This window comes from Kiloniella sp., from assembly GCF_965205715.1.
Taxonomy (GTDB): domain Bacteria; phylum Pseudomonadota; class Alphaproteobacteria; order Kiloniellales; family Kiloniellaceae; genus Kiloniella.
Window position 1 is genome coordinate 1,132,541 of the sequence record NZ_CBDBHW010000014.1, and the last position, 13,274, is coordinate 1,145,814.

Sequence of the window (13,274 nt, forward strand, 5' to 3'; positions counted from 1 at the left end):
AAAAACTAGAAAGTAAACGATGCCCTTATTGTATCAGGGTTGGCAACGTTTCTCGCCACCAGGTGCTGTAGCGAATTTGTATTCTTGATCACCTTCAGTCCGTATTTGGTGAAGGTATCTTTGTTAAAGACATGTTTCGATAACAAGGGGTTGGTCAGAGCCTGAGTGAAAGCATCGGATGCCACCATACTGAGCATCAAATCGCCAAACAATTCATTGTCGTCGCCCTGTTCGGCAAAAAGACCAATAAAGAACTCCAGGTTGTCAATGTCACCGTAAAGAGACTTCAACTCTGCACCGAGTTCCTTATCAGACGTCAGGTCGTCGTAATCATCAAGTTCATCCAAACCGAATTGGACCCGGTATTCATTGAACGGCCGCAAACGGTAATCGCGTCCCATTTTAATGGCGGCGTGCTCTGCTCTCAGCAAGAAATCAGGTGTGTTGTGCAACGCGATCTTTCCAGCGCGTTGTTTGGAACTGCTATCAAGGATGACCCCCAGGCCCTTCTCGATCATGGCATCGTTTTTGAGCATAAACTCTGGCGGAGTAAGCGTGGCGCCACCAAAGGTCATGGTATTGGGAACAAGGCCATGCCAGCGATAGAGAAGGTCAAACTCAACAGCCATCCAGTTGGTGCGATACCACTCCTCCTCTTCGGCGAAAGAGGTATCAACCATAAATATCGGGGCTTTTACCGGGGATATGTGATTGATGTAATCTTCTATAACAATTTTAAGTAACAGGGTGATATTGATGTTCCTTGCGGTCTGGAACAAACGTTCATCATCTCCATTCCAGGCAGGATTGCGGGCATTCAGTTCATCACAAAGCCGATTGTGTTCCCTGAGGAACAAAGTACTGATCGCAGTATAACCGACCGTCGAATTACCGCGTTCCAGTCCGGTGGCAAAGTAATTTTCCTTACGGTTTTCCGGGTCGCCAAACCTCTTCAAAATGCCTTTGTATCTGTTGTCCTTTACATAAGGCAGTTTGCCATACTCAGGCTTCACCTCCCCATCATCACCAAACAGATTATCAGGATATTCTTCTGTCCCGACCATCTGACTTTTGAGCTTTCCGCCGTTTTTGGTTCGAAGCAAGTTTGCCGTCTCTTCGGTTAGACCATAGATCTGACAGAGATCAATTTCGTGATTGGAAGTGTTCTTGCGCCTATCCTTTGGATCAGCGCGAAGAAAACTATCGGTAAACCACTGGGCAAAAAGGGGGAACAAAAGGCTTGATCGTGGACAAGGTACGGTTTCTGTTCGTTTAAAAAGCCCTGTAATCACCCCATGTTCCCCTGGGTCCACGCCATCATAGGTTGCATCTTCGGGCAGGCCTGCGGTGTAACTTTCTGATGCTGCCCTTAGGTGACGACCAGAAAACGTGCGATCTGTCAGCGATGGCCAGGAAACATAATCACATGTTTTCCCCTTCTCATCAGACCAAAGGCTATAGGGTCTCGGCCGTGGAGTTGTTGCATTGGCAAAGGCATTAATTGCCAGTTTACTGACGAGTTCAGGGGCAAATTCATGCCCGATATTTGCCAGTAAATCTTTTATAGATCTTGTCATTCTAGCTCTCCTTGACATCAGTGACTAAAGGAGACTTTCGCAAAATCACGTTAGGGTCCCCAGTCCTGATTATGGATGCAATTTCATGTCAGCATTCCGGTTCCTTACAATAAAGATCACCTTTTAAACTCATGAAAATCCTAATAAAATTAGGAATATGAGATATTTTGAACTGAAAGATTGCTATTATAAATTGACCTGTTTGAAACAAGTTTTCTTCTTACAAATCATTGAACCATAGGTTCAGCTCTTTGCCGAAGTGAATAGAGCGTGAAAAATTATCACCGCCTAAAACAGGGACTTATTTGGCTTCATTTAAAACGTAAAGGGCTTGAGATGTTCCCTATTCAAACAAGTCCCAATAAGGACGACCACCAAAACGGTCGTAGAGGAAATCAATCAGGCGTTTGATCTTGGGGGCGAGATGGGTCCGTTTTAATTTCTCAGGATTTAGAGCTTTATACCTCGATTGTCCCGGAAGGAGAGACTGTCCGCCACCAGCCCAAGTCGAACCGTCTTAGCTGGGTTCAGGCCGTAAAGGGAGATTTCATCCTCAATAGTACAGAAATGACCAGCAGCGACCGTGCTGCCATTGAAAATGAGGTGTTATTCAACTGAAAGCAAACGCAAATCTTCTATTACCGTTAAAAGCCACGCTTCCCTGTAAAAGCATCAAATTAAACCAGCCCCTTATTCAGGAAGGGTTCGCGGGCTAAACAAGTGCAAGGCACCAGGTTGTTTTTCATAGGCAATACCGTTGGGCTCACTGAGGAGGAAAATCAACAGGCCCCAGGGTGCACGGGCATAGACCCAATCTCGTCCGGCAATGGGACCTTGATCAACGGATTTGACTTCCCCCAGGACTTCGACGTTATTAGCCTTGAGATCTGCAATGGTCGTCTTTAGATCATCCACATAAAACCCGAGGGACGTTGCGCCAAAATCCTCGCGCTTTGGCCAGGATTTGTTCTGTGCAGGCGATGAGAATTCAAACAGCTCAACGTTGGTACCATTCCCACACTTGAGAGCGCCGATCTTAAGCGTCGCATCTTTATGGGTGGCGACATTTTCCGTCATCCAGCTCCCTTTGGGATCTGCGAACGGGCCAAGATCGAAAGCTTCCTGACACCCCAGGCTTTTAACAAAGAAACTCTTGGCTTCGTTCAAATTCGGCACGGTCACACCGACGTGCTCCATCCCCCGAACCATCCCCGCAACAACGTGATTTCCTGAAACTGTGAACAACGCGACCACAGCCAATAGTTTCAACACACTTTTACCTATCATGTAATCTACCCCGATTTTGATCAGTACCATTGAAAACGACAAGAAAGAGAGCCCATATCATCCCCGCACAGGTCGCCCCCCTTAAGCTCCCTCCGTAGAGCCGAAGATTATTATCGAAAAAGGTAAACAATATCCTAGTAACTTCGGGCGAGTAACTGCAGATCCAAGCTTAATGCCTTCTTTAACGTTGATCTGCTAAGGTGGGTTTTGACAGCAGCAATGCGATTGCACGGGATATGGTCGACAAAGACAAGATCATAATAGTGGAGGAGAAGCCATTAGAGGCTCTCCAATCTGAAATTTTGACCCAGGTACGGGATTGTACCCTGGCCTGGGCACAGGGGACCGGTCCGGTTAAAAAATGCGATATATGTCCCACCGAAATGCCTGAATGCCTTCCCCATATCTCTTTGGTAGAACGGCTGAACAGTGGTTCCAAAATATTCAAAATTCGACTGGTCGGTGAAGAGATCGTCAATCGTACCTTAGGATACATGGCTGGCCATTTCATAGAAGACCTCACCCCCGACTTTTATTCTCAAGCGTTGATAAAATATTATAATCTCGCCATCGACCACGGACACCAAGTTGCTCAAGATATCACTTGGGATTATGACCACCGCCTCCTTCGGATTGAACGTTTCATGGTCCCTTTGTTCTTGGATGAAAAAGACACCAGTCCTACTGGACTTTTAATTGCCACTGTACGGGGCGATGAAACCCAGGATTACATGCAAAAAGAACGGCATTTCAAACCAGAAAATGCCTGAGAAAGTCACGAACAAATGAAGATCTATAGCAGGTAAAAATAATTAGATTAATCAACCTAGCTTGCTTTAAAACGATCTCTCACCTGATGTAAATTCGTCATTATCGCAATACAAAGGCCTCTAATTTCTTCAGTCGCGGGCAGCATATCTGGAACCATGATGGTTTGCATTCCAGCACCATGGGCAGATCGAACGCCATTGTGGGAATCTTCCAGCGCCAGACAGTTCTCCGGCTTCACTTGCAAACGTCCCGCAGCCGATAAATAAGGTTCGGGGTGTGGCTTACCGTTGTTCACATCATCACGGGTAACGATGGTGTTAAAATAAGAAACCAGTTCAGCCCGCGTTAAGTGATCTATGGCAACTTTGCGACTAGACGATGTTGCCACTGCCGTCGGAATTCCAAGTATCGTTAACAGGGTAAGGAGCTCTTTCACACCAGATTTAACAGGGATATCACGCTGAAATTCTGTGGCTAAAATCTGACTGTAGCGTTGATTATATTTCTCAAATGGGAAGTCTGGTCCCATAGCTTCTCGAATAATAGTGTCACAGATCTCTTGAGGAAGACCAACAATGGACCGATGAAGTTCTTCAGTTAATAAAAACCCGTGTTCCTTAGCCGATTGAATTGCCGATTTTTGATAAAGAACTTCTGAATCAATCAACACGCCATCCATGTCAAAAACGACGGCTTGCAACTGATCTGGCTGAAATGGCATATCGGGGAAAATTCCTTTAACTAGGGTTGTGTTTGGGATTTCTAATCAACATAGAAAGTCTAACTGTCACGAAATTCTGTGGTGGAATTTATAATCCATTGCCGAAAGGATGCGACTGGTTTTCTTCGTACGACCTCGTTCAGAAAGACAAGATAATACCTGCCATAATCGAGGCTGACATTGGACAAGCGTTTTAAGCGTCCATTTTCCACATCCTTGGCGACAAGTTCTGCTGATGCCAGCACCACACCCTGACCTGCCAAAGCGCCTTCAATCGCGAGTAACGATGACAGAGGGGTGGGTTTTTGCGGCATTTGAAAGTTGGAGTGTCCTGCCTTGGAGAACCAACTCGCCCACGATTGGCCTTTATCTTCATGCAGCAATCTGTACTGCAAGAGATCTTCAGGATCTACAACCTCTGAAAAGGTAGGGATACCATAGGGAAATACAGGGGAAGTCGAAATTAAATCACAGCTTATTCCCACAGGAACCTGATTGTAATACCGTATCCCGAGATCGCACTCATGATTTTTGATATCCGCCAGTTCCGATGAGGCAACCAAGGACACGTCGACCTCGGGTGATATTTCTTGAAACTCTCCAAGCCGAGGCATAAGCCACTTCATAGCAAATGTGGGCTCACAACTTATCGATAGAGTGCCGGTTTGCTGGTTTCTAAGAACTTCCGAGGCATCGGAAACCTGATCCAGGGCGGGTGTAACCTTAACGAGATAGGCTTTGCCGTTCTCGGTTAACTCTACTCCCCGGGCTATCTTTCGAAATAGTTGCACCCCCAATTGCTTCTCAAGACCGCGCACATGCCGACTAATAGCGGCATGGGTCACATTCAGCTCTTCAGCAGCACCACTGAAACTTTCATGTCGACCTGCAGCTTCAAAAGCTCGAACTGCATTTAAGGGAGGTAAATAACGCGGCATGGTTATATGTGACTTTTTCTAACACTACATGTCAAGCAAAGGCGTTTGTACATTTTAATAAAGTTATAAATATTAGAGGTAAGCAAGATATTCAACTTATTATAGAGCCCGATATAGAAAGAGAGGGTCCCATGGTCACATCCTGCAAACCCCAATTACAACATGAATTACCATGTAATATTTCCACCTACAGTCTTTCTGTCCCCAAAACGAATAGAGTCCTTCGCCTTGTATCTCATTCATTTTATACATTATGGGCCCGTTATAAAAATCACAGAGCCCGCGTTGAGCTGAAATACCTCAACGATCACCTGTTAAAGGATATCAATCAGCCCAGAGGAAATAATGACCCATTGGGTAAACACCGGGCTTGGAATGACCCCCTGTATTATGAACTCAGGCGCCGTTGGTAATATAGCCTGTGCTAGTTTTAATCAGAGGTAGTTTAATCCCCCCAACCGGACCGGAATAAATCAGAACATGAAATTTCAGATCTAGGCTGAAACTATATCAGCCGACATTTAAATACATAGCTTTGAGTTACTTCCAACTTCCGCCTATAGCCAAGGGTGGGAGTTGGTTCTTTTCCAGTTTGAAAATCAATGTGATGTAGATGCCAGGGAATTACGTTTCTTAAGAGAATTGACCCTTTGTGCCAAGTGGGGAGCCTGTTCTTTCCATTGAATATCTGGCAATCGAAAATCAATATATTCAAAGGCAACGGCGATGGTTAAATCCGCGAGATCAACATGGTGAGAGCTACCCCGAGAATAAACCTCGTCAAGAGTTCTCGCGATACGTGGCAAAGCGGTGAGCCAGCGTTCTTTTAAGGGAGATTTGGGCGCATAGCGTTGTTGAATAACACTTGAGAAAGAGCAATCAATCGCAGCTCGCCCAAGACCTAGGACCTGACACCTTGTGGCCAAACCATTATGTGATGTTGGTGAAAGAGAGGATTGGCCTGAGCGCTGAATAAGATAATCGCAGATGCAACTGCTTTCGATCAACTGCGTACCATCCTGCAAGACCAAGGCGGGCACTTTAGAGGCTGGGTTAACATTCAATAGGTCATCAGATGATGCCCAAGGATCCACAAAGATCATCTCTGTTTCGTGAATCAAATTAGTTTCAATCAGAAGAACTTTTATCAAACGCGCATAGGGGGAAGCCTGATTTAGATATAACTTCATGAGTGAACAACTTTCTTTTTTGATCGGGAAGCCAGCAGGATAACGGCAGTAATGATGAGTGTCGCACTTGCCATAATGAGAGATAACGCAAAGCTATGAGTTTGCTCAAAGAGGTATCCTGCCAGTAAAGGCCCCAACATTTGTCCCGTTGCAAAAGAAGTTGTCAGGGCTGCAATGTGTCGCATGACATCATCTGGCGTGGCGATCCGGTGAGCTTCTTTCATCCCTGCCATCGTGATGATCATAAAAGTACCGCCAACACCCAGTCCCGCAATTATGATGGTTATGATGTGGGGATAAACAACTGGAAGAAAAAGCCCCGTTGCCATAATCAATTGGCTTGCTGCCCATAATTGCCGATTTGAATATCGCTTTTGAACCTTAACACTCAGCAATATTGACATGAAAGTTGCGGCGCCAAATATCGGCCAGATCCAACCAAATATCATGGGCGAATTTATAATTTCACGCGCCATCATTGGCAAATAGGTCGCCGGGATTATATACCCCATCCCCATTGCACCATAGGCGATGACAATTGGCCAATCAAAGGGACTTCGCTGTGATTTTTTTTGGAGCAATTGAGGAAAAACAGACGGAATTTCGGACCCTATTCGAAGATACAGCCAAAAACCCACTATCAAAGATGCGATGCCGATAAGGACCCAGCTTTCAGCACTATCAATTCGGTACACCATAAAGAGAAGTGTAAGTAGCCCTGCGATTAAAATGCCGCCGCCAACACCAGAAAACACGCAAGTTTGAAAAGTGACCGTGAGGTGTTTGAGATAATACTTGCTGACGAGAACCAGAATTAATGCGCTGGAAATACCGCAAACAAAACGCAGCATCAGCCACAGGTAAAAATCCCCCGTCAGTCCCATTGCTATGGTGCTAATACCTACGGTCAATAAGCTAAAACGTAGAAGAATTTTAGGGGAACAGGATAGTTTTGTGACAAAGAGTGCCCCTAATAAATATCCAAACAGATTAATTGAGGCCAGATAGCCGCCATCCATAATATTTATCAGTCCATCTTCTCGCATCATGGGCAACAAAGGGGTAAATGCAAACCGCCCAATGCCCATGGCTAGTGCCAAAGAAAGCGCTCCGATTAAGGCGTAACGGACATCAAGTGCGGACTGGGACATACCCGTTTCTTTCAAAATATCGATTGATCTTGTCTGTAAAATAAGTGCTATTATGTATTAATAAAAATGAATATATGTGAACATTAAATTCTCAAAACGAGATGCAAATGCAAAACTTGGACCTTCAATCCCTTGAGATCTTTCGACATGTTGCCGTAGAAGGCAGCGTGACAAAGGCAGCTGCAAAGCTCAACCGGGTGCAATCAAATATCAGTACGCGCATAAAGCAGTTGGAAGAGCGTATAAATAAAGACCTTTTTATACGTAAAAACAGGAAGTTGACCTTAACACCTGAAGGTCAAATTTTATTGACGTATGCAGAGCGACTTTTGCAATTGTCTTTGGAGGCAACCGAAGCCCTGAACGAATGGAAGCCAAGTGGTGTGCTCAAAATCGGGGCTATGGAAAGTACAGCCGCAGCCCGCCTACCCGAAATTCTGTCACTGTATAATCAGCTATACCCAGAGGTAAAAGTCGAGCTAAAAACAGATACTGCAGGCGGGTTAATCACTCGGTTGACGAATTTCGATATTGATGTCGCCTTTATTGCGGAACCTGTGGTGTTTGAAAATATATCCACCCAGCCTGTCTTTGAGGAAAAGCTAGTGTTGGTTGTGCCCCAATCCTTTCCGCCTTTAATGAATGTAGATGAAATTAGCGGTAAAACAGTAATTGCGTTTGAACAAGGGTGCGCCTATCGGCGCTATCTGGAAGAATGGATGTTAGAATGCGGGATTGTGCCAGGAGGCTTTATTGCCATCAGTTCATACCTGGCTATTCTCGCCAATGTTTCTGCTGGGACAGGGTTTGCCATCGTGCCACAATCTGTGTTGGATACAGTGAACACAAAAGGCACTTTTCAGATTTATCCGTTGCCTGGAAAATATTCCAAAATAAAGACCCTTTTAACCTCAAGGGTGGACTATAGATCAGTTAAGCTGGATACATTGAGCGAGCTGTTACCACTGCCTTAGTGCTGTTTCAATCGGCCTACTGCAATGAAAAACGCACACCAGCCATTTTGTGAAGAGTTGAGAGTTAAAGGAAACCAACACATCGATTTTCAATAAATATTCACTTCTAGGCTGCAAGATGGAAGTTCTGGTAATTACAGACACTTCCTAGCGGATAATAAAAATGCCATATAAGGTAAAATTTCAAGCAACTGGTGTCATTATCCATTTTTACGGTGTTGTAACTCGGGACGATTTCATCGCTTCTGGTCAAGAAATGTGGGGCCAGCAGAACTGGGATAAAGCAGAATATGAAATTGCAGATCTAAGCGAAGCTATTACCGTCGATATTAGTGAGGATTGTGCTATGGAAATAGCACATTTGGATAACGCGGCAACGCTCAGTTCATTACGGCATAAAGTTGCCATTATTGCCACCAAGCCCGAGGTCATCCATCTGGCTCAAATTTACGCAAAGTCAGTCGTGAACTGGAATTGGGAAGCCCGCACATTCAATGACATGGATAGCGCATTAGCATGGGCCACGGAATAAAGATATTTCCCAAAAACTGCCAGAGAAATAGTCCGTTATTCAATCGCAGCCCACTACCCATAACACTAACTCGTATAAGCTTAACTCAGAAGTTCATCCTCATAAGGGAAGTCGGCAATAATCTCGGTTCCCGTTTCGGTAATGCGCACCATCTGCTCCAACTTTACACCATGTGAGCGCCCGCTTTCTCCTATATAGCTTTCAATAGAGATGGTCATGTTCTCTTCGAACACACCGTCATAACCAGAACGTTCCCAAAATGCGAGCGGTGGGACTTGAGGATATTCATTGCACATACCCGTACCGTGTACCAAAACACGACAATCCAAATCTTGATATTTTTCCGGCATCTTCCACGCTTTTTCAGCAAACTCGCGCAATGACACTCCCGGTTTAATCAAAGACATATTCGTATGCACCTGATCATAGGAAGTTTGATACAGCATCTTCTGCTCCGCCGTTGGCTTGGCAGGTTGGCACAGCCAGGTACGAGAAATATCAGTATTATATCCGAAAGGACCGATCATATCCGTATCAATGGCTAAGAAATCGCCGGGGACCAACACTTTATTGCTCGCCTCGGTATACCAGGGATTTGTGTTGCCCCCCGCAACAACGAGCCTGGTTTCGATGTAATCTCCGCCTAGGTTTGAATTCATTGATGCCAAGACAGCCCAGAGATCGTTTTCGGTAGCTCCGGGCACAGTTTTATCACGCATTGCCCGCAGAGCTGTCAGGCAAACAGTCGCAGAATGTTTTTGAGCTACCAATTCCTCTGGCGTTTTGATGCAGCGTGCGTATTCAATGATATCCTGTCCAAATACGGTTGATACCTGTCTTGCTTCCAAAGCGTCACGGCCATCAGGTTCTAACTTATCGATTGCTATTCGGCTGCTTCCACAACGCTCCGCAATGACACTGGCCAACTCATCTGCCCAAGCGCTAATCAATTCAGGGCGTTTATCCCCTGCAGTGTGGTGATACCACAGTGTTCCGGGACGTGATTCTGCAATCGTGTCCAGACCTTTGGAAAGGTGCCCACAATTGACAAAATCAAACATGACCGCTTTGCCTTCAGTAGGTACCAGGCAATAACGAGCAGCATTATGCATTGTCCAAATTTGCATATTACGACAGTCGGTTGCATAGCGAATGTTGATAGGGTCGTAGAGCAAGATGCCGCCCAAATCATTCTCTGCCAGACAATGCTGAAGGCGTGCTAAACGTTCCATGCGCATCTTAGGTTCATCCACTTGGGGAAGCGCCGAAAGTTCTTGGCGGGCTTCATGTATATAACGTGTGAGGTCCATAGAAGTCTCTTTCATAAATTCTTTTAAAGAATATTATTTCGAGATAAAACAATAAAACAGATAGAAAAATATCATACAATTCATTCATAAAAGGAATGCAATTTGAAAATTGATGTATCATCTTTGAATATGTTACGTGCCTTTGAAGTCGCTGCCAGGAAACTCAGTTTTACGCTTGCTGCCAGCGAACTAAATGTGAACCAACCTGCAGTCAGTCGGCAAATTGCTGCTTTGGAGATGCAACTCGGCACCACACTGTTCTTAAGAACGCGACCTAGATTATCATTAACTTCAGATGGCCAAGCTCTATACACAGCGGTTACAAATGGGTTTTCTGAAATTAGTGTCGCATTGGCGGCAATTCAAAATCGTAACAGCTCAAATACTGTGTCTGTACGGACGTCAATCGGTTTTGCTAGTTGCTTTTTGATAAATCGCCTTAGTGAATTCAACGACTTACACCCTGATGTGGAGCTAGAACTCGTCACCAGTGATCGGTTTCATGAATACGATCCAACAGATTTCGATGTCGCAGTTATCTTTGGCCATCAAGATGAATTATCTAATTACGAAACACATCTCATTTTTCCAGAAGTCCTTGTTCCAGTCTGCGCTCCAAACTATTTCACCTCCGAGCAGAAGCAGAGACAGGTCAATCTATCTGATGAAAAATTACTAACTTTTGCAGAATCAGCCCATTTGAATAATTGGAAAACCTACTTTTCGGGTACGAAAGAGACGCCGAAAGAACCTGAAAAATCCAACGTATATAATAGTTTTATGGTTTATTTTCATGCCGTTCTAAACGGCAAGGGAGTTGCTCTAGCTTGGGCTGGTCTCATAGAGGAGTTTATTAATAACGGTAGATTAATACCGATAGGTGATCGGCGGGTCCGTACCGAACGAGGGTATTATTGTTGCTTATCGGATAGAGGGAAAAAAAATATATCAGCTAAAAAATTTGCGTCCTGGCTCAGAAATGAAACGAAACCAGCTAGGCAGGAAATGATGACAAAGGAAGTCCTCAAAACTTGAGAACTTCCCTATCCTTAGCTCAAACTTCAAAATGATTTTAGCTATCAAAAATCCTTATTCGCTCGTACTAGCTTCATCGCCTTCACAGCATTCACCAAAAACTTTTTTATAAAGCGCGGCTTTTACTTCAGGGTCGGTGATGCCGTCGATAATGGCCATGGCCTGTTCGGTGAGATCATTTTCGAGATGAGCTTCCTTGTTGGCTGCTTCTTGCAACTGAATATTGTAACAATCCAGTGCCTCGCCCTGCCCCAGTAACGCATCGACGATAACCGACGGTGTGCGCAGGATACGGTCTTTGGCACTGAGGATAATACCGTTGACGGTTTTACCCCTGTATTCCTGCATTAAATCGCCACGCTTTTTCACGTATTCGTATTTGGTAGAGGTCGCACTCGGGTTAATACAGTTTTTATTGGTGCCTTTGATCAGCTCGATAAAGCTCGAACGTGTGCCTGTATGATCAGGAATATTACACAGATGTTCATAGATTTTATTTTCTTCCTCCTTGGCCTCAGCAGGGTCGCTCAAAACCTCTTTGAGCAGGTTGCCAATCGATGACAGGTTCGCCGTTTTCCGATCTCCAGGCACACCGTTGTCATAAACAAACGTCACATCATTGAGATACGTAATGGTGAAGTATTCCTGCAACAATTGACGGAAGACAAAGTTCAAAACCCGGCTTCTATTGATATTCTCCAGAGTACGGGTAATTGTTTCTTCGCCGCCGCTGGTGCTGGAACTGCTGGTTTCGGTATTCACCTCGACCTGACGGTTTGTATCTGCGGTTTGAACGTGGTGATCAACGGCGCTTTCCAAGCTGCCAACCTGGGTTTCTACGGCTTCAGTTGTGGTATTAACAGATGACCCACCGCCACTTGCGCTGCCGCCAAAACTGACAATACCCAAGTTAACACCGCCACTCGTACCAGCGCTCACCGACAGAGTGTCAGTATCCGTTTCGGACGAACTCTCGGTTTGCTGAGTTGAATTTTCGACAGTTGTCTGTAATTCATCGGTGCAGGACTCGCTATAGCTATCCAGCACGCTTTCAGAAGCACTGCTGGTTTCTTCGTTCTGATGATAGCTTTTGACAGAAATGGTGGTGGTTTCCCCCGGTAAAAGACTAAAAGTCTTCAGGGTTTGGCCTGCACCGTAATCACCGAGATACGACGCCATCTTCATCTTCATCACCATATAAATCGCCGGCTTGGCCCGGGTCGGGCGCTTGATGAAGTTCAACCCCTGCCGTCCGCTCAGTCGGGTGTAGAGGCTCGGCATGTAACCATCATAAATTCTGCTGGCAATATGGTTGGTCGAGAATTCAAGCGAAGAGGTCGACACCGGAATATTTGCCGATTTCAAGACCAGTCCGGTCGGGACGACGGGCGTGGCAAGACTGTTTACCCCGGGCACTGCTCTCTTAAGAGTACGTGGTTTTGTGGCATTAAGATTGATACTAAGATTTTGCAACTCGGGAATTGCCGAATACTGCTTTCCGGATATAATGCTTTCGATGCTTTTGACGGTAAAATTGTCATCTTTTTTAAGCAGATCTAGTTGTCCCCAGAAATGATTTTTGGGTAAAACTCTCAAACTGGCTTTAAATTTTTTGGGATTGATATCCAGCTTGATAAAACTGACCACATCGTAGGTTGTCGATTGTGGTAAATTGTAATTGAGAATAGAAGCCGACCCTGCTTCGTCGAGTTTAATCAGTGGCTCTTTCGGGGTGCATGATGTGCTATCACTCATGGGAAATGCTCTCCTGTTTTGATATACTCTTGT

General features: G+C 45.1%; 12 protein-coding genes and 1 pseudogene. 5 read left to right on the plus strand and 8 right to left on the minus strand.

What is annotated here, in order from left to right:
- Positions 1 to 5: 5 nt before the first annotated feature.
- Entirely contained in the window at positions 6 to 1,577 is a 1,572-nt protein-coding gene (locus tag ACOGW3_RS22335; RefSeq protein WP_419904966.1) for a peroxidase family protein, read from the minus strand.
- Between the two features lie 429 nt (positions 1,578 to 2,006).
- Here ACOGW3_RS22335 and ACOGW3_RS22340 point away from each other — a divergent pair.
- Positions 2,007 to 2,195: pseudogene (locus ACOGW3_RS22340) on the plus strand (hypothetical protein); the annotation flags it as partial.
- Positions 2,196 to 2,267: 72 nt separating this feature from the next.
- Here ACOGW3_RS22340 and ACOGW3_RS22345 read toward each other — a convergent pair.
- A complete protein-coding gene (locus ACOGW3_RS22345; protein WP_419904967.1) occupies positions 2,268 to 2,849 on the minus strand; it encodes a VOC family protein in 582 nt (193 codons plus the stop codon).
- Between the two features lie 215 nt (positions 2,850 to 3,064).
- Between ACOGW3_RS22345 and ACOGW3_RS22350 the strand changes: the two genes are divergently transcribed.
- Positions 3,065 to 3,634, plus strand: coding sequence for a hypothetical protein (locus ACOGW3_RS22350; protein WP_419904968.1), 570 nt, complete (start codon positions 3,065 to 3,067; stop codon positions 3,632 to 3,634).
- A 56-nt stretch (positions 3,635 to 3,690) separates the two neighbouring features.
- Here the strand turns inward: ACOGW3_RS22350 and ACOGW3_RS22355 are convergent, their stop codons facing one another.
- The 4 genes from ACOGW3_RS22355 to ACOGW3_RS22370 form a co-directional block, all read right to left on the minus strand.
- Complete coding sequence (locus tag ACOGW3_RS22355) at positions 3,691 to 4,356, minus strand: HAD family hydrolase (RefSeq protein WP_419904969.1); 666 nt, start codon at positions 4,354 to 4,356, stop codon at positions 3,691 to 3,693.
- A 59-nt stretch (positions 4,357 to 4,415) separates the two neighbouring features.
- Entirely contained in the window at positions 4,416 to 5,294 is an 879-nt protein-coding gene (locus tag ACOGW3_RS22360) for a LysR substrate-binding domain-containing protein (protein ID WP_419904970.1), read from the minus strand.
- A gap of 599 nt (positions 5,295 to 5,893) precedes the next feature.
- On the minus strand, positions 5,894 to 6,484 hold the full coding sequence (locus tag ACOGW3_RS22365; protein ID WP_419904971.1) for a glutathione S-transferase N-terminal domain-containing protein: 591 nt from the start codon (positions 6,482 to 6,484) through the stop codon (positions 5,894 to 5,896).
- Positions 6,481 to 7,635, minus strand: a complete 1,155-nt coding sequence (locus ACOGW3_RS22370) for a YbfB/YjiJ family MFS transporter (protein ID WP_419904972.1) — start codon at positions 7,633 to 7,635, stop codon at positions 6,481 to 6,483. The genes ACOGW3_RS22365 and ACOGW3_RS22370 overlap by 4 nt, the downstream gene beginning before the upstream one ends.
- 107 nt (positions 7,636 to 7,742) lie before the next feature.
- On the opposite strand from ACOGW3_RS22370, the gene ACOGW3_RS22375 reads away from it, so the two are divergent.
- Positions 7,743 to 8,609, plus strand: coding sequence for a LysR substrate-binding domain-containing protein (locus ACOGW3_RS22375; RefSeq protein WP_419904973.1), 867 nt, complete (start codon positions 7,743 to 7,745; stop codon positions 8,607 to 8,609).
- A gap of 163 nt (positions 8,610 to 8,772) precedes the next feature.
- Complete coding sequence (locus ACOGW3_RS22380; RefSeq protein ID WP_419904974.1) at positions 8,773 to 9,141, plus strand: hypothetical protein; 369 nt, start codon at positions 8,773 to 8,775, stop codon at positions 9,139 to 9,141.
- An 80-nt stretch (positions 9,142 to 9,221) separates the two neighbouring features.
- Here the strand turns inward: ACOGW3_RS22380 and ACOGW3_RS22385 are convergent, their stop codons facing one another.
- Positions 9,222 to 10,451: a M24 family metallopeptidase gene (locus tag ACOGW3_RS22385; protein ID WP_419904975.1), complete on the minus strand. Its 1,230-nt coding sequence runs from the start codon at positions 10,449 to 10,451 to the stop codon at positions 9,222 to 9,224.
- Between the two features lie 102 nt (positions 10,452 to 10,553).
- On the opposite strand from ACOGW3_RS22385, the gene ACOGW3_RS22390 reads away from it, so the two are divergent.
- Complete coding sequence (locus ACOGW3_RS22390; protein WP_419904976.1) at positions 10,554 to 11,486, plus strand: LysR substrate-binding domain-containing protein; 933 nt, start codon at positions 10,554 to 10,556, stop codon at positions 11,484 to 11,486.
- 54 nt (positions 11,487 to 11,540) lie between these two features.
- Here the strand turns inward: ACOGW3_RS22390 and ACOGW3_RS22395 are convergent, their stop codons facing one another.
- Positions 11,541 to 13,241: a hypothetical protein gene (locus ACOGW3_RS22395; protein WP_419904977.1), complete on the minus strand. Its 1,701-nt coding sequence runs from the start codon at positions 13,239 to 13,241 to the stop codon at positions 11,541 to 11,543.
- Positions 13,242 to 13,274: the final 33 nt, after the last annotated feature.